The sequence below is a fragment of the Nocardia sp. CA-120079 genome, from assembly GCF_050955745.1.
In the GTDB taxonomy this organism is placed as follows: Bacteria; Actinomycetota; Actinomycetes; order Mycobacteriales; family Mycobacteriaceae; genus Nocardia.
The window spans coordinates 1,063,924-1,079,561 of sequence record NZ_CP192088.1; the positions used below are offsets into that span (position 1 = coordinate 1,063,924).

A 15,638-nucleotide genomic window follows, 5' to 3' on the forward strand; every position below is an offset into this window, starting at 1 on the left:
TTGCGGTCAGTAACCGCGGTATGCGCCACCGGAATTGACCGCCGCGACGCCTGGCACATTGCCGAGTGATCCGTATGTGTCGATCGAATACCGAACCCCGGCGATGATGTTGTCGACCGGATTCCAGATATCGTCGTGGCCGGGCGCTTTGTAGGCATTGAAAGTGCTGTCGATGGTCTGCATGAGTCCTTTGGAAGGATGCCCGGCCACCCAGTTACTGTCCCAGCGGTTTTCGGCGTACGGGTCGCCGGCCGACTCGTGCTGGATGATCAATGCGATCGCGTTCTCATCGATATCTTTCGGGTCGTAACCCATCGCGATGAGCGCCTTCTTCGCGTCCTCGATCCACTTGGCCACATCGCCGCTCGGCTTCGCCCCGGTCGGTGCGCTCGAGCCGACACTGCCGGAATACAGGGAGCTCGAGGGGGACCCGGAGCCGCTGCCGTTGTGGTTGCTCGACACATAGCTGGGCTTGCTCGTGTTGGAGGTGGGCGTAGTCGAGGTCGGTGTCGTGCTGGTGTTCTGTGTCTGCGACACACCGAGATTCGGGTCGCCGAGATCGTTGAAGGCCGCCTGCAATTTCGCGACAGCAGCACGGATCCGGTCGCGGGCGGTGTTCGCGGCTGTCTCCGCAGCCTGCAATGCGAGGACGATTTCCCACTGTCGACGTGCGGCTTCGAGTTGTTCGGACACGATCGCGGTTTCCGAGTTGCCCGGGCCGTCCGCCTCGGCTCGGCGGATTTCAGCGATGCGTGGACCGGCGCTGACGGTGCCATCGGCGGACACCTCGAAGGGCGGATTCTGGTTTATGGCGTCGTTGCGCAGGCGCAGCACAGTGTCTTTTGCGCTCTGCAGAATCTGTACCGGTTCGTTGAACGCGGTTTGGAGCGCGTGCAATTCGGTGCTCACCTTGCTGGCTCGGGATTTCTCGGTCTCCATCCGAGTGTTCGCGGCCTGGCCGGCGGCCCCGGACCAAACCTTGGTGTCCTCGAGCCCCTTGGTATCGGTAACGCCCTTGCCGACGACGCCATCGAGGCCGTCCGCGACCTTCTTGGCTTGCTCGCCCGCGTCACCAAGCTTTTCCGGATGCCAGTTGCTGACATCGTCAATGGTGAGTGTCATGGCAGCTGCAGCCCGATCGTCTTCAGCTTGTTCGCGAACTCGTCCTCGGCCAACTCGTACTTGCCCGCCGCGTTCTTCGTATTGTCGGCAAGCGTGGTCAGCCGGTCGCCGATGCGCTGCATGCAGCGATTCACCGTGTCGGTGACTTCCGGTATGACGGATCCGAAGTCGGTACCGGGCAATGCCGCAGCCGCCACCGCGAAGCCTTCACCGGCATTGAGCTTGCCGATATCGCCCGCCTCGGTGCGCAGGTTGTCCGCGAATTTCTGTAGCGCGCCCGCATCGACCCGCAACGTGCCCGGGTCCATCTGGTCTACCACGAAAGAATCCCCCTTCGTCCCCACCTCAGGTCGCGGCCAGCATAGCAAAACCGGGTGGTGTGGACAGGGGCCGAGCGGGGGCGGTTAGGTTGGTCGGGGCGTCGGTGATGATGTGAGTGTCGCCGAATGGACAGAGAGGTCGGCATATGCGCGCAGCCCAGGTCAGCAAGCTGGAGGGGCCGGAGGCGATCGAGGTCGTCGAGATTCCGGAGCCCACGGCGTATCCCGGGGGTGTTGTCATCGACGTGCATGCGGCCGGGGTGGCGTTTCCCGATGTGCTGATGACGCGGGGTCTGTACCAGATGAAGCCGGAGCTGCCGTTCGTCGTCGGTGGCGAGGTTGCCGGGATCGTGCGCGAGGCTCCGGAGGATGCGCACATAAAGGCGGGGGATCGGGTGGTCGCGCTGACGCTGCTCGGCAATGCCCTCGCCGAGGTTGCCGTGGTGCCGTCGCAGATGGTTTTCCGGTTGCCGGACAATGTATCTCTGCAGGCCGGGGCCGGAATCCTGTTCAACGATCTGACCGTGCACTTCTGCCTGCGCAACCGCGGCAGGTTGGCGGCGGGGGAGACCGTGCTGGTGCACGGCGCCGCGGGCGGCGTCGGCACCTCGACGCTGCGGATGGCGGTCGCGCTGGGTGCGAGCCGGGTCATCGCGGTGGTGAGCACCGAGGAGAAGGCGGCGGTCGCGCGTGCCAACGGCGCCACCGATGTGGTTTTGACCGACGGCTGGCTCGCGGCCGTCAAGGAGCTGACCGGTGGCCGCGGTGTGGATATCGTGCTCGATCCGGTCGGCGGCGACCGGTTCACCGACAGCATCCGCAGCCTCGCTCCGGCGGGCCGTCTGCTGGTGGTCGGCTTCACCGCCGGTGAGATCCCGACGGTCAAGGTGAATCGACTGCTGCTCAAGAACGTCGAGGTGATCGGCGCGGCCTGGGGCGAATGGGTGATGACCCATCCGGGCTACCTGACCGAGCAGTGGGAAGAGGTCGAGCCGCTGCTCGCCGCGGGCAAGATCGCGCCGCCCGAACCGGTGCTCTACCCGCTGGACCGCGCCGCCGAGGCGGTGGCATCCCTCGACAACCGCACCGCCGCAGGCAAGGTCGTCGTCACCCTGCGCTGACCGTGAGCCGCCACGTGCGAATTCTCCGTCTGCCCGATGTCCGGCGCGGTGCACCGTGCGCGCCGGTACGGTGATCTGATCATGGAGCTATCCAATCGGGTACTGAATCGGACTTTGCTGGCACGCCAGCATCTGCTGGAGCGCTCGGTGTTGACCGTGCCGCAGATGTGTGACCATCTGGTGGGTTTGCAGGCCCAGGATTCGCCGCCGCCGTTCGTCGGATTGTGGAGCCGCATAGCGGATTTCGATCCCGCGACGGTGTCGGCGGGTCTGGAGGATCGCTCGCTGGTGCGAATCACCTTGATGCGCGGCACGATTCATATGGTCACGCCGCCGGATGCGTTGCGCATCGCACCGCATATCCAGCCCGAGCTCGAAAAAGTACCCTTCCGAAAAGGTTTCAACTACGGCGCGATGGTCGGGTTGGATCCGGACGAGGTGCGCGCGCACGGCGAGGCCGCACTCGGTGACGAGCCGATGTCGGCGGCGGACCTGCGCGCCAAGGCAGCGGCGATCTACCCGGATCGCGATGCCGGTGCGGTACTGCAGACCTGGCTGTACCAACTGCCCGTATTGCAGACTCCGCCGCGCGGCAGGTGGAAGGACAACAGCAGGCCGGTCTGGTCCCGCGTCGAACCCTGGCTCGGGGCCCCGCTCGAACCTGGTTATCCGTTGGCGGAGCTGGTCTTTCGTTACCTGCGTGCCTTCGGTCCGGCCAGCACCATGGATATGCAGACCTGGTCGAAGCTGACCGGTATGAAGGCCGCCGTCGAACAACTCGGTGACCGCCTGCGCACCTACACCGACGAACGCGGCCGTACCCTCTACGACATCGCCGAGGGCGAACTCGCAGATCCCGACCTGCCCGCGCCGGTCCGCCTGCTCGGCTGGTACGACAATGCGATCCTCTCGCACCAGGACCGAACCAGGATCGTCCCCGACGGCACGGCCCCACCCCTGCGCGCATTCGCCACCGCGGTATCCCCGGTCCTGGTCGACGGCTTTCTCGCGGGCTTCTACAAGATCTTTCTGGAAAAGGGTGTCGCTCGGCTGCGCATCACCCCGACCCGGAAGTGGTCGAGCACGGAATACGCGGCGGTGGACGCCGAAGCCAACGCGCTGGTCGCATTCCTGGAGGCCGACAAGCGGCCGAGCGTCGAAATCCTCGACGTGAACGGGGATCTGCGTCCTTGACCCGGCGGCGTTATCGCGAACGGCGGCGTCCGACGCGCACCGCGGGCAGTGGCCGACCGGGTGCGGCCACCAGTTGCTCGACGATATTCGCGGTTACCAGGACGGCCGCGGTCAGCGCCACCACGACGATGGCGGGCAGCAGCGACGCGGTCAGCGCGATGGCGATCAATGCGATGGCCGGTACAACGCGTGTGGTCGCCACATTGCCGAGCATGCGCCACCGATTGACCACCAGTGCCACCATGAACAGCGCGGCGCCACCCGGCGCCAGCGCTGCGGCCACGCCGTGCGCGGTATGGCCGGGGTCGGCGACCGAATGTCCGAGCCCGACGGCAACCGCCACCAGACCGGTGACCAGCGCGAAATGCCCGTAGCTCAACACATCTCGCACGATCAGACCGGGTGAGGGCATGGTGGACAGTGCATGTTCGATCAGCCGCGCGGATCGATGGAAGTAGATCCACCACAGTCCGAGGCCGACCATGAAGGCGAGCACCAGCGTGGTCACCACCGCCGGATCGAGGCCGGTCGCGGACGCCTGCGCGCCCGCATCCACCACGGATTCGCCCAGCGCGATGATGATGAACAGGCCGAACCGCTCGGCGAGATGGGAAACCCCGATCGTCCGGTTGCGCACGGCCCTGCTGTACAGCAGCGGCGCGCCCAGCTGCACCACGAGCGCCCCGGTCCAGACCCAGATGCGCGAATGCTCCGGCAGCGGCGCGCTCGCGAAAATCGCTATGCCGGTGACCAATCCGATGCTGAAGGGGTTGATGGTGGTCGCGAACCCGTTCGTCCGGGTGACGGCGACGAACAAGACGATCCGCAGCAAAAAATGCGCACCCGCGAAAACCATTGCGGCACCGCGTGGTTGGTCCAGCGCGGCCGGCGCGGCCACCGCCATCAGGAAGATGCACAGCCCGGACCCGAACAGCACCAGGCGCTGAGCGTCGTTCTCCTCCACGGTATTCACCAGGATGGTGACCCCCACCCACCCCCACCACAGCGGCGCCAACAGCACCAGCGCGTGGCCGAGCGTGCCGATCGAGGTGTGGTGGCCGAGCACATGCGCGGTCTGGGTGACCGCGAAGACGAGGACCAGGTCGAAGAACAGTTCCGCCCAGGTGGCGCGGGCATGGGGTGTTGCGGTGGTGGATTCGGCAGGCTCGCTCATCGAAATCTCGTACTCGGTGACACAGGAAGTACGAGCCTAGATGGCATCAGCGCTCCGGGTTGTCCCGGTACGCGGGCGCTTTCGTCGTTCCGGTCGGTGTGAGTGTGCGCAACAGCGGCAGCGTCCGGTGCGCGACCACCGTCGACAGCACGATCACACTGTGCGAGCGCACCACCGAACTCGTCCGATCGATGCTCAACAGCACCGCCTGCAACCCGGCATGTGAATCCGCGCCGATCCGGCACAGCACATCGCCGGAGCCGGTGGTCGCATATGCCTCCAGCACACCGGGAATCGCGTCGAGTTCGGCCGCCACCGCATCCAGCGCGCCCTGGGCGATCTCCAAGGTGACGAAGGCCTGCACATCGAAACCCGCTGCGGTGACATCGATCTGCGGGTCATAGGAGGAGATGACGCCCGACTCCTCCATCCGCGCGATGCGCGACTGGACGGTGGCCCTGGCGACCCGGGTGCGCCGGGACAGCTCGAGAATGCCCGCCTTCTGGTACTCGTGCATCGCGGTGAGGATGGCGAGATCGAGTTCATCCAGTTTCGCGGGCGTGCGCGACATGACGGGCCTCCGTTCGGGGCGCGACCGGCGTGGTGCGGGTCACTTGCGGTGCTATTCAAATTGTCCAGCATCAGGGGTGACTTGCTAGCCGATTTCGCCATAGTGTCTAACCGAAATCGGTGATGTTGCCTATCCGTTGGGGTGGCGATTTCCTTGGATCATGACCATCGAGCATCTGCGGAATGCCCAGCGACCGAGCGGCCCGCTGCCCACCGACGGTGAGTTGCGCCGCCTGGTCGGGCTGGTCGATCACGACGACAGCATCGATCCGTTCCCGGTCATCGGCTGGGACGCGCTGGTCTGGGTGGTCGGCAACGCGACCCAGACCGCGCACTTCCTGGAATCCGCCTTCGGTATGCGGCTGGAGGCCTACTCGGGGCCGGAGACCGGCACCCGCGATCACAAGGCCTATGTGCTGCGCAGCGGTGCGGCCAGATTCGTCGTCACCGGCGCGGTCGCCCCGGACAGCCCGCTGGTCGCGCACCACGATCGGCACGGCGACGGCATTGTCGATATCGCGCTCGAGGTCCCGGATGTGGACCGCTGCATCGAATGGGCACGGACGCACGGCGCGACGGTCCTGGTCGAACCACATGACGACACAGACGAATTCGGCACGGTCCGCTCGGCCGCCCTGGCCACCTACGGCGAGACCAGGCATACGCTGATCGACCGCTCCGAATACTACGGGCCGTATCTGCCCGGATATGTCGCCCGCCGCTCCGGATATCAGCCGCGCGTCGGCACTCCGACCAGGCTGTTCCAGGCCATCGACCATGTCGTCGGCAATGTCGAGCTCGGCATGATGGACGAGTGGGTCGAGTTCTACCGCCGCGTCATGGGATTCACGAATATGGCCGAATTCGTCGGCGACGATATCGCCACCGAATACTCGGCGCTGATGAGCAAGGTGGTGGCCAATGGCAATCACCGGGTGAAGTTCCCGCTCAACGAACCCGCGATGGGCAAGAAGCGCTCTCAGATCGACGAATACCTGGAGTTCTACGGCGGTCCAGGCGTGCAGCACATCGCGCTGGCCACCAGCGACATCCTCGAATGCGTCGATGTATTGCGCCGCGAGGGCGTCGAATTCCTCGAAACCCCGGACACCTATTACTCCGATCCGGACCTGCGCGCCCGCATCGGGCACGTCCGCGTCCCGGTGCGGGAACTGCAACGCCGCGGCATCCTGGTCGACCGCGACGAGGACGGCTACCTGCTGCAGATCTTCACCAAACCGCTCACCGACCGCCCGACCGTCTTCTTCGAACTCATCGAGCGCCACGGTTCGCTCGGTTTCGGCAAGGGCAACTTCAAGGCCCTGTTCCAAGCGATAGAGCGCGAACAAGCGGCGCGCGGCAATCTGTAGGGCTCGAGGCACTGTTTCAAGCTATGGCTGCGTTCGGCACTGCTCGTGCCGAACGCGGCCACGCAAGCGAGGGGATCAGGGCTCTCCGGGCATGAGGAGTGCGTACCTGCCGTCAGAAAGTTGCTGGCAGAAGAAGCGGTCACCACCGGAATCGGTGAACCCCTTTGCCCTGCCTTGACTCACGCAGGTGGCGTAGTCATTGTAGATGCCGGCAACTCCACCGACCGCCGCCGCCGTTCCGGTAGCCCCGGCGGCGACAGTGCCTGTTACGCCTAGTGCGAGCATTGAGTATGCGATGAACTTCATGTGAGATCCTCCCCAATTGATACTTGTCGTGCTAGATCGCGCCGGTGGACAACCGGCATTTTCCCCAACCCCGGCCCGGTGGATTTCAGTCGAAGCGACGCCTTCGGCGTCGACAGCGGACAGCTTTGCGACCGGCCCGTCTCGATGGATGGGCAACGCGAATAAGATGCACGAAAGCCTTGATGTGCAAGCTGCTAATTTGCGTAAAGGTTGTAAACCTCTACGCCATTGATCACCGTTGGCTCGCAATGGGCATGTGGATTCCCATTCCGTTGCTGTTGGTTCGCGGCATCGAGGCAGTCGTTCAGCCAGTAGTAGCGGCCGAGAAAGTTCCCTCCGGCGGAAGCTGTTCCGGCGAGGGCGCCCGACAATCCCGCGACGATCAAGACGGCGACAGCCAACCTCTTCAACATGGTTCCCTCCCAATGACCAACGTAGTCAAGCAGTTTCAGCGTAGCGGGTCCGGGCGTGCGGTGAAACCTCAGCGAGGTCGGAGCCCGTGCCTGGCAGACGTGTCGAGTCTTGGTGGGTAGAGTTCACGGCATGCGGATCCCGTCGGCAATCGTCATCGGCACCTCCCTGGCGTTGGTGTTGTCGGCATGCGGTTCGGGCGGCGACTCCGATTCATCGGGTCCGTCGCTGCGTCCCCCGCCGAAGGTCGCGTCGCTAGGTCCGTTCGCTGGCGAGTGTGGCCATGTCACCGATGACGAGGTCCGCACCATTGCGGGACTGCCGCAGATATCGCGGGCATTCAAGAACTCGGTCGGATGTAATTGGCAATCGGCTGGTCAAGGTTCGTCCAGCGTCACCTTCGCTTCTTATCGGGGGAGCCCCATCGACCGCGAGCGTGCGTGGGTGACCACCCAGGGGCGTGGCCCCGAGAAGATCGAAGTCGGTGGCCGCACTGGATTCCAGGCACTCGAGCCCAGCGGTCAAGTGTGCGATCTCGCTGTGCAACTCGATGACGACTTCTTCGAATGGTCTATGTCGTTCGGGTTCTTCGCCGCAGCTGGAAATCCGTGTGATCGAATGCGCAAGCTGGCTGAGTTGACCGTGCAGCGGCTGCAATGAGGGACGACAGCATGAGTTCACGATCAGGCATTCGGGCCGCCGCCATTGCTCTCACCGTGCTCGCGATAGCCGTACCCACCGCGGGTTGTGGGAAGACGGTCAAGGGTACGGCGCACCCAGCTGGGGGAAGCGGAAGCACGACGGTCAACACGAATTTCGACAAGCTGCTGCGAGAATGCGATGCGGTGGCGGTGGATCAGATCGGTGCGGCCGTAGGTGAGGGTGCCTTCCCCGAAGCGTCGTTCTACGGGGCCGTCTGTATGTGGGATGTGGACGGTGCGCCCGGCGGAAACGCCATGGTGACCCTCAATTGGTACGAGGAAGGCTCGCTGAACAACGAGAAGTCCAATAACGACAAGCTCGGCTACAAAACCGAGAACATCACCGTGCAGGGGCGGCGCGGTCTGAAGACGACGCGTCCGAACGATCCCGACTCGTGCGGGGTGAGTGCGGGCGCCGCCGACACCGGCATCATCGGCTGGTGGATCAACTACCACCCCGGCGGCCATCCCGATCCGTGCGCGGGTGCGCAGAAATTGGTCGAGTTGACGCTGAATCTGGCGCGGTAGCCTGGCAGGTGGTATTCGCCCGTAGGGCGTGATGACCGACCCCACTTTGACCCTGTGTCGCGGTCACGAGTATCGTGGATCGCTGTGCCCGGAAGCATGCGGGCAAGTTCGTGCGCAAACGTAAGCCAGCGAGAGCGGCTGACCTTTCCGGCGTGCCCGGAATTCGGGATATGTCTTGCGTGCGACACGCCCGACCTCGGGACGCGAGAAACGCGGCCGGACGTGCGAGTGAAAGCTCGATGACAAAGACATGAAGTTCCAGACACCGCGTTAACTAATTAAGGAAAGCCGGTCTATGCCAACCATCAACCAGCTGGTCCGTAAGGGTCGTCGTGACAAGGTCGCCAAGACCAAGACCGCGGCCCTCAAGGGGAGCCCGCAGCGTCGTGGCGTGTGCACCCGCGTGTACACCACCACCCCGAAGAAGCCGAACTCCGCGCTGCGCAAGGTCGCGCGTGTTCGCCTGACCAGCGCGGTCGAGGTCACGGCCTACATCCCGGGTGAGGGCCACAACCTGCAGGAGCACTCGATGGTGCTCGTTCGCGGCGGTCGTGTGAAGGACCTTCCGGGTGTCCGCTACAAGATCATCCGTGGCTCGCTCGACACCCAGGGTGTGAAGAACCGCAAGCAGGCCCGCAGCCGTTACGGCGCCAAGAAGGAGAAGAGCTGATATGCCACGCAAGGGCCCCGCACCCAAGCGTCCGCTGATCAACGACCCGGTCTACGGTTCGCCGCTGGTTACTCAGCTGGTCAACAAGATCCTGCTGGACGGCAAGAAGTCCACCGCAGAGCGCATCGTTTACGGCGCGCTGGAGCAGGCGCGCGAGAAGACCGGTACCGACCCGGTCGTCACCCTCAAGCGTGCGCTCGACAACGTCAAGCCGTCCCTCGAGGTGAAGCCTCGCCGCGTCGGTGGTGCCACCTACCAGGTGCCGGTCGAGGTTCGTCCCGGCCGCGCCAACACCCTGGCGTTGCGCTGGCTGGTGAACTTCTCGCGCGCCCGTCGGGAGAAGACCATGGTCGAGCGCCTCGCCAACGAGCTGCTCGACGCCAGCAACGGCCTCGGCGCTTCGGTGAAGCGTCGTGAGGACACCCACAAGATGGCCGAGTCCAACCGGGCCTTCGCGCACTACCGCTGGTGACGTCTGCCCGGCCCGTCGTTTTCTGGGTCGGGAGGCACAGTCGGAAAGCGGCACTTACCTGCCGCTTCCGGCGTTGACATAGAGACGACCACAGGGTCGTCCCCGAAAATCCCAACTAGCTACGAGCGGGGAAGATTTCCGTGGCACAGGACGTGCTCACCGACCTGAACAAGGTCCGCAACATCGGCATCATGGCCCACATTGATGCGGGCAAGACGACCACAACTGAACGCATCCTCTTCTACACCGGCATCACCTACAAGATCGGTGAAGTCCACGATGGCGCCGCCACCATGGACTGGATGGAGCAGGAGCAGGAGCGTGGTATCACCATCACCTCCGCGGCCACCACGTGCTTCTGGAACGACAACCAGATCAACATCATCGACACCCCCGGGCACGTCGACTTCACCGTCGAGGTGGAGCGGTCGCTGCGCGTGCTCGACGGCGCCGTTGCGGTGTTCGACGGCAAGGAAGGCGTCGAGCCGCAGTCCGAGCAGGTGTGGCGTCAGGCCGATAAGTACGGCGTGCCTCGGATCTGCTTCGTCAACAAGATGGACAAGCTCGGTGCGGACTTCTACTTCACCGTGCAGACCATCAAGGACCGTCTCGGCGCCAAGCCGTTGGTCATCCAGCTCCCGATCGGCGCCGAGGACACCTTCGAGGGCATCGTCGACCTGGTCGAGATGCACGCCAAGGTCTGGAAGGGCGAGACCAAGCTCGGCGAGAAGTACGAGATCGAAGAGATCCCGGCCGATCTGAAGGAGAAGGCCGAGCAGTACCGCCAGGAGCTGCTCGAGACCGTCGCCGAATCGGATGAGGCGCTGCTGGAGAAGTTCTTCGGTGGCGAGGAGCTCTCGATCGAGGAGATCAAGGGCGCCATCCGCAAGATGACGGTCAACTCCGAGCTCTACCCGATCCTGTGCGGTTCGGCGTTCAAGAACAAGGGCGTGCAGCCCATGCTCGACGCCGTGATCGACTACCTGCCGACCCCGCTGGACGACGGTGGCACCGACGGCCACGTCCCGGGCAAGGAAGAGGAGATCATCCACCGCGACGCGAACACCAGCGAGCCGTTCTCGGCACTGGCGTTCAAGATCGCCGTGCACCCCTTCTTCGGCAAGCTGACCTACGTCCGCGTGTACTCGGGCAAGGTCGACTCCGGCGCCCAGGTCATCAACTCGACCAAGGGCAAGAAGGAGCGTCTGGGCAAGCTGTTCCAGATGCACTCCAACAAGGAGAACCCGGTCACCGAGGCCGTCGCGGGTCACATCTACGCGGTCATCGGCCTGAAGGACACCACCACCGGTGACACCCTGTGCGATCCGCAGAACCAGATCGTGCTCGAGTCCATGACCTTCCCGGACCCGGTCATCGAGGTCTCCATCGAGCCCAAGACCAAGTCCGACCAGGAGAAGCTGGGCACCGCGATCCAGCGTCTGTCCGAAGAGGACCCGACCTTCTCGGTCAAGCTCGACCAGGAGACCGGCCAGACCGTCATCGGCGGCATGGGCGAGTTGCACCTCGACATCCTCGTGGACCGCATGCGGCGCGAGTTCAAGGTCGAGGCGAACGTCGGCAAGCCGCAGGTGGCCTACCGCGAGACGATCACCAAGCCGGTCGAGAAGCTCGAGTTCACCCACAAGAAGCAGACGGGTGGCTCCGGCCAGTTCGCGAAGGTCATCATCGCCCTCGAGCCGTTCGTCGGCGAGGACGGCGCGACCTACGAGTTCGAGAACAAGGTCACCGGTGGCCGCGTGCCCCGCGAGTACATCCCTTCGGTGGACGCGGGTGCGCAGGATGCCATGCAGTACGGTGTGCTCGCGGGCTACCCGCTGGTGAACCTGAAGGTCACGCTGCTCGACGGCGCTTACCACGACGTCGACTCGTCGGAAATGGCCTTCAAGATCGCCGGCTCGCAGGCCCTGAAAGAAGCGGCCCGTAAGGCCGGTCCGGTGATCCTCGAACCGCTGATGGCGGTCGAGGTCATCACGCCCGAGGATTACATGGGCGATGTGATCGGCGACCTGAATTCCCGCCGTGGCCAGATCCAGGCCATGGAGGAACGCAGTGGTGCCCGTGTCGTCAAGGCGCTGGTTCCGCTCTCGGAGATGTTCGGTTACATCGGTGACCTGCGGTCGAAGACCCAGGGCCGGGCGAACTACTCCATGGTGTTCGATTCGTACGCGGAGGTTCCGGCCAACGTGTCGAAGGAGATCATCGCCAAGGCGACCGGCGAATAAGTCGATGGGGGCAGGTGCAAGACTTGCCCCTATCAGCCGGGAGTCATGCACGACCCCCAATATGTAAACCGCACTGCTGCAACTGCACGCACCAACAAGTCCAGGAGGACACCAAGTGGCGAAGGCGAAGTTCGAGCGGACGAAGCCGCACGTCAACATCGGCACCATCGGTCACGTCGACCACGGCAAGACCACGCTGACCGCAGCGATCACCAAGGTGCTGGCTGACAAGTACCCGGATCTGAACGAGAGCTTTGCCTTCGATCAGATCGACAAGGCGCCGGAGGAGAAGGCTCGTGGTATCACGATCAACATCTCCCACGTCGAGTACCAGACGGAGAAGCGCCACTACGCACACGTCGACGCGCCGGGTCACGCCGACTACATCAAGAACATGATCACCGGTGCGGCGCAGATGGACGGTGCCATCCTCGTGGTCGCCGCGACCGACGGCCCGATGCCGCAGACCCGTGAGCACGTGCTGCTCGCCCGTCAGGTCGGCGTGCCCTATATCCTGGTCGCGCTGAACAAGGCCGACATGGTCGACGACGACGAGATCCTCGAACTCGTCGAGATGGAGGTCCGCGAGCTGCTGGCCTCGCAGGAGTTCGACGAGGAAGCGCCGGTCGTGCGCGTTTCCGGTCTGAAGGCGCTCGAGGGCGACCCGAAGTGGACCGAGTCGGTGCTCGAGCTCATGGCCGCGGTCGACGAGTCCATCCCGGACCCGGTTCGTGAGACCGACAAGCCGTTCCTGATGCCGGTCGAGGACGTCTTCACGATCACCGGTCGTGGCACCGTCGTCACCGGTCGTGTCGAGCGCGGTGTGATCAACGTGAACGAGGAAGTCGAGATCGTCGGCATCCGCGAGAAGAGCACCAAGACCACCGTCACCGGTATCGAGATGTTCCGCAAGCTGCTCGACCAGGGCCAGGCCGGTGACAACGTCGGTCTGCTGGTTCGTGGTATCAAGCGCGAAGATGTCGAGCGTGGCCAGGTCGTCGTGAAGCCGGGCACCACCACCCCGCACACCGAGTTCGAGGGTCAGGCCTACATCCTGTCCAAGGACGAGGGTGGCCGCCACACCCCGTTCTTCAACAACTACCGTCCGCAGTTCTACTTCCGTACCACGGACGTGACGGGCGTTGTGACCCTGCCCGAGGGCACCGAGATGGTCATGCCCGGTGACAACACCGAGATGTCCGTCAAGCTGATCCAGCCGGTCGCCATGGACGAGGGTCTGCGCTTCGCGATCCGCGAGGGTGGCCGCACCGTCGGCGCCGGTCGCGTCACGAAGATCATCAAGTAAGACTCGCTTTTACTGAAAGGGCCGTTCCCCTTTGGGGAACGGCCCTTTCTGTTTGCAGCCATTGATCGATCGTCGCTGGGTCGTGTAGATCAGAAACCATACGGGCGGTTTATCCGCGGATAGAGAAGATTCACCCGCGGGGGATTGATAGCGCGCTGACAGCTAGCCGCGGCTTGCGGATTTGCTATCCGCGGCTGTACTCTTCTGGAGTTCTCTGTATCAGTACGGAGCGTTGAGCTCCCCGCACTTAGGAGCGGAGTTGTCTGAAGCGGTCAGCGGCACCTTTGCGACGCATGTACAGGTTGGTAAGGGGCAGCCGATTCGGGTCATGCCGGTAAGGGACCATTTGTCGTTCGCCACAATCAGTTGGGCGCACCTGTCTCGGATTGTTCCCGATCCGCGTCGGGCGGAGGATCCTAAGGCCTTGCCGTACTTGTCAGTGGCCGAACGGGAACAAGCAGAGATCCGAAACGAGATCCAGCGGATGATCCAGGGGACCAAGAAGCGTGAAAACGCAAAGGACTACGCACGCTACATCGCGGATGGACTCAGGGGCGTGCGCGGTGAAGCTTGGGCGACTCCACCGTTTGCGTTGTGGATTCCAGATGAATTGGAGCATTTCTCGGCCGATGGGCCATTTGGTACGGACCACATCGCGTATCTGCCGTTCGATGCCAGCGGTGTGCTGATGGACGCCGAGACGCAGCATCTCGCACACATTCACCTGGCGGAGAGTCCCGCAAACTATGGCATAATACGCGATCAGGTCAATTCGCGAGTGGTCTGCGTTGAGATCTATCACGGGATCTCGTTGGCGTCCGCTCGGCAGATCTTCCATGACCGAAACCTGCTCGGTGTCATTCCGAACAAGAACGTCGCTCTCAACTCTGACTCGAATGATGCTGCAACGAGCATCACGTTCGGACTGATGGGACGCGTGACGGTGCCCAATGCGCTGACTGGTGATGCTGTTCCGCTCAAGTCGTTGGTTTCGACGAATAAGAGGCAGTTGAAGGTCAGCGATCCTGAGTGGTTGACGTTGTCGACACTTCGATCCTTCACGGTCACGACGCTCTTCGGGCGACCCGGATTTGAGAAGACCAGCGGCGCGGTTACCGTAGATGATCTTCCGAACGGTTATGGCAAGGAAGAGGTTGAGTCCGCAATTGCGAGGGTTGCCGAGGTGCTGTTCCGGCACTTCGCAGAGGCGTTCTACAACCGAACTGAGACGGTCATCGCAGCGCCCGCGGTGCTCGCCGCTCTAGGGGCGGTTGCCCATCGGTGCATGCCGTGGAGTGATGAACCCCGCCGGTCGATCGAGGACCTGCAATTTCTTCTCGCGGATGTGGTTTGGGCACGCAGGCCCGCCATTTGGGATGGTATCGCTGGCAAGACCACGGCGACGGGAGCGCTGTCGCTCGCTGGCGGTGTCAAAGACAACGGTTCGAAGACGGCAACTGCACTTGAAGATACGGCGTCGCAGTCGTTCGACCGAATTCGTGGTCGCCTGGGCGTTCAGGCGCCGACCATCGACTGAAGACACTGAGCTGTTGGCCGCGCCGAGGCGCCCGCGGCCTTTCCTCAAACCTTGCGGAAGAGAATCAGCGTGCTTTCACTGTCAACATTTGGCGGATCCCTTCACACATCGGTCACTCGAGCGTGGTGCGCATGAGCATGAAGGCCTCGATAAGACGAACCGCGGTTGGTGTCGGGACCGCCACCAGTATGGTTGGGATTGCCAACGTCGGGTTGATGGTTGCTCAACGAAGCGCGGGGAATGGTCAATCGCTTGGGCTACTCGTCGTGTTGGTTGCGCTGATTCTCATTACCGCTGCGCTTACATCGCTTGCTCTTGTCTTGAGCTATCTGGAAGGTCGGCCCTATCGAGAGCTCCTGATGGAAGCAACACGACGACCTGAGCATTCGAATGCGTTAGCTCAGATTATCGATGCAGATTCGCGTCATGAAGCTATCAAGAGCGGCCATGGTCTGATCGACAAGGATCAGGGTCTTCTCTACCGGCCTGATGTGGCATGGCCGAGTAGGCGAGTCCGCGCGCCGCAAAACAATTTTCGTCGAGACCGTGTGAATCGATAGCCATGGTCGCTGACGATTGAGGCGAAAGTCGTT

17 protein-coding genes are annotated in these 15,638 nt (G+C 63.4%); 11 read left to right on the forward strand and 6 right to left on the reverse strand.

Annotated features, from left to right (window positions below):
* Window positions 1-6: 6 nt before the first annotated feature.
* Both ACQPYR_RS05140 and ACQPYR_RS05145 read right to left on the reverse strand, forming a co-directional pair.
* Window positions 7-1,122, reverse strand: a complete 1,116-nt coding sequence (locus tag ACQPYR_RS05140; RefSeq protein WP_433628196.1) for a transglycosylase SLT domain-containing protein — start codon at window positions 1,120-1,122, stop codon at window positions 7-9.
* Complete coding sequence (locus ACQPYR_RS05145) at window positions 1,119-1,442, reverse strand: type VII secretion target (RefSeq protein ID WP_433601214.1); 324 nt, start codon at window positions 1,440-1,442, stop codon at window positions 1,119-1,121. Before ACQPYR_RS05145 ends, ACQPYR_RS05140 begins: the two co-directional genes overlap by 4 nt.
* Window positions 1,443-1,588: 146 nt before the next feature.
* Between ACQPYR_RS05145 and ACQPYR_RS05150 the strand changes: the two genes are divergently transcribed.
* Window positions 1,589-2,563 carry an NADPH:quinone oxidoreductase family protein gene (locus ACQPYR_RS05150; protein WP_433628199.1) on the forward strand — a complete coding sequence of 325 codons (975 nt, stop codon included), beginning with the start codon at window positions 1,589-1,591 and terminating at the stop codon, window positions 2,561-2,563.
* An 81-nt stretch (window positions 2,564-2,644) separates the two neighbouring features.
* Window positions 2,645-3,757: a winged helix DNA-binding domain-containing protein gene (locus ACQPYR_RS05155; protein ID WP_433628202.1), complete on the forward strand. Its 1,113-nt coding sequence runs from the start codon at window positions 2,645-2,647 to the stop codon at window positions 3,755-3,757.
* Between the two features lie 10 nt (window positions 3,758-3,767).
* Here ACQPYR_RS05155 and ACQPYR_RS05160 read toward each other — a convergent pair whose 3' ends face one another.
* Together ACQPYR_RS05160 and ACQPYR_RS05165 are read right to left on the reverse strand one after the other, a co-directional pair.
* On the reverse strand, window positions 3,768-4,931 hold the full coding sequence (locus ACQPYR_RS05160; protein ID WP_433628205.1) for a low temperature requirement protein A: 1,164 nt from the start codon (window positions 4,929-4,931) through the stop codon (window positions 3,768-3,770).
* A 46-nt stretch (window positions 4,932-4,977) separates the two neighbouring features.
* Window positions 4,978-5,502 (reverse strand): Lrp/AsnC family transcriptional regulator, encoded by a 525-nt coding sequence (locus ACQPYR_RS05165; RefSeq protein ID WP_063047414.1) that lies wholly within the window; start codon window positions 5,500-5,502, stop codon window positions 4,978-4,980.
* 160 nt (window positions 5,503-5,662) lie between these two features.
* Here ACQPYR_RS05165 and hppD point away from each other — a divergent pair, with 160 nt between their 5' ends.
* Window positions 5,663-6,871, forward strand: a complete 1,209-nt coding sequence (gene hppD, locus ACQPYR_RS05170) for a 4-hydroxyphenylpyruvate dioxygenase (protein ID WP_433628208.1) — start codon at window positions 5,663-5,665, stop codon at window positions 6,869-6,871.
* 75 nt (window positions 6,872-6,946) lie between these two features.
* On the opposite strand, the gene ACQPYR_RS05175 is transcribed toward hppD, so the two are convergent.
* Together ACQPYR_RS05175 and ACQPYR_RS05180 are read right to left on the reverse strand one after the other, a co-directional pair.
* Window positions 6,947-7,177: a hypothetical protein gene (locus ACQPYR_RS05175; protein WP_433628211.1), complete on the reverse strand. Its 231-nt coding sequence runs from the start codon at window positions 7,175-7,177 to the stop codon at window positions 6,947-6,949.
* 194 nt (window positions 7,178-7,371) lie between these two features.
* A complete protein-coding gene (locus ACQPYR_RS05180) occupies window positions 7,372-7,590 on the reverse strand; it encodes a hypothetical protein (RefSeq protein ID WP_433628214.1) in 219 nt (72 codons plus the stop codon).
* 130 nt (window positions 7,591-7,720) lie between these two features.
* Between ACQPYR_RS05180 and ACQPYR_RS05185 the strand changes: the two genes are divergently transcribed.
* The 8 genes from ACQPYR_RS05185 (at window position 7,721) to ACQPYR_RS05220 (ending at window position 15,605) form a co-directional block, all read left to right on the forward strand.
* Entirely contained in the window at window positions 7,721-8,248 is a 528-nt protein-coding gene (locus ACQPYR_RS05185; RefSeq protein WP_433628217.1) for a DUF3558 domain-containing protein, read from the forward strand.
* Window positions 8,249-8,259: 11 nt separating this feature from the next.
* On the forward strand, window positions 8,260-8,817 hold the full coding sequence (locus ACQPYR_RS05190; protein ID WP_433628220.1) for a DUF3558 domain-containing protein: 558 nt from the start codon (window positions 8,260-8,262) through the stop codon (window positions 8,815-8,817).
* Window positions 8,818-9,112: 295 nt separating this feature from the next.
* Window positions 9,113-9,487, forward strand: coding sequence for a 30S ribosomal protein S12 (rpsL, locus tag ACQPYR_RS05195; protein WP_014353064.1), 375 nt, complete (start codon window positions 9,113-9,115; stop codon window positions 9,485-9,487).
* Between the two features lies 1 nt (window position 9,488).
* Window positions 9,489-9,959, forward strand: coding sequence for a 30S ribosomal protein S7 (gene rpsG / locus ACQPYR_RS05200; protein WP_014353063.1), 471 nt, complete (start codon window positions 9,489-9,491; stop codon window positions 9,957-9,959).
* 140 nt (window positions 9,960-10,099) lie between these two features.
* Window positions 10,100-12,202: an elongation factor G gene (gene fusA / locus ACQPYR_RS05205; RefSeq protein WP_387294426.1), complete on the forward strand. Its 2,103-nt coding sequence runs from the start codon at window positions 10,100-10,102 to the stop codon at window positions 12,200-12,202.
* Between the two features lie 115 nt (window positions 12,203-12,317).
* A complete protein-coding gene (gene tuf, locus ACQPYR_RS05210) occupies window positions 12,318-13,508 on the forward strand; it encodes an elongation factor Tu (protein ID WP_062983881.1) in 1,191 nt (396 codons plus the stop codon).
* 259 nt (window positions 13,509-13,767) lie between these two features.
* Entirely contained in the window at window positions 13,768-15,045 is a 1,278-nt protein-coding gene (locus ACQPYR_RS05215) for a DNA sulfur modification protein DndB (RefSeq protein WP_433628222.1), read from the forward strand.
* Window positions 15,046-15,176: 131 nt separating this feature from the next.
* Window positions 15,177-15,605: a hypothetical protein gene (locus tag ACQPYR_RS05220; RefSeq protein WP_433628225.1), complete on the forward strand. Its 429-nt coding sequence runs from the start codon at window positions 15,177-15,179 to the stop codon at window positions 15,603-15,605.
* The last annotated feature ends 33 nt before the right edge of the window (window positions 15,606-15,638 follow it).

What these genes read in the sequence shown, in the direction of transcription:
- ACQPYR_RS05140 (WP_433628196.1), bottom strand. Translation starts at nt 1,122, where the DNA reads ATGACACTCACCATTGACGATGTCAGCAACTGGCATCCGGAAAAGCTT.
- ACQPYR_RS05150 (WP_433628199.1), top strand. Translation starts at nt 1,589, where the DNA reads ATGCGCGCAGCCCAGGTCAGCAAGCTGGAGGGGCCGGAGGCGATCGAG.
- ACQPYR_RS05155 (WP_433628202.1), top strand. Translation starts at nt 2,645, where the DNA reads ATGGAGCTATCCAATCGGGTACTGAATCGGACTTTGCTGGCACGCCAG.
- ACQPYR_RS05160 (WP_433628205.1), bottom strand. Translation starts at nt 4,931, where the DNA reads ATGAGCGAGCCTGCCGAATCCACCACCGCAACACCCCATGCCCGCGCC.
- ACQPYR_RS05165 (WP_063047414.1), bottom strand. Translation starts at nt 5,502, where the DNA reads ATGTCGCGCACGCCCGCGAAACTGGATGAACTCGATCTCGCCATCCTC.
- hppD (WP_433628208.1), top strand. Translation starts at nt 5,663, where the DNA reads ATGACCATCGAGCATCTGCGGAATGCCCAGCGACCGAGCGGCCCGCTG.
- ACQPYR_RS05175 (WP_433628211.1), bottom strand. Translation starts at nt 7,177, where the DNA reads ATGAAGTTCATCGCATACTCAATGCTCGCACTAGGCGTAACAGGCACT.
- ACQPYR_RS05180 (WP_433628214.1), bottom strand. Translation starts at nt 7,590, where the DNA reads ATGTTGAAGAGGTTGGCTGTCGCCGTCTTGATCGTCGCGGGATTGTCG.
- ACQPYR_RS05185 (WP_433628217.1), top strand. Translation starts at nt 7,721, where the DNA reads ATGCGGATCCCGTCGGCAATCGTCATCGGCACCTCCCTGGCGTTGGTG.
- ACQPYR_RS05190 (WP_433628220.1), top strand. Translation starts at nt 8,260, where the DNA reads ATGAGTTCACGATCAGGCATTCGGGCCGCCGCCATTGCTCTCACCGTG.
- rpsL (WP_014353064.1), top strand. Translation starts at nt 9,113, where the DNA reads ATGCCAACCATCAACCAGCTGGTCCGTAAGGGTCGTCGTGACAAGGTC.
- rpsG (WP_014353063.1), top strand. Translation starts at nt 9,489, where the DNA reads ATGCCACGCAAGGGCCCCGCACCCAAGCGTCCGCTGATCAACGACCCG.
- ACQPYR_RS05220 (WP_433628225.1), top strand. Translation starts at nt 15,177, where the DNA reads ATGAGCATGAAGGCCTCGATAAGACGAACCGCGGTTGGTGTCGGGACC.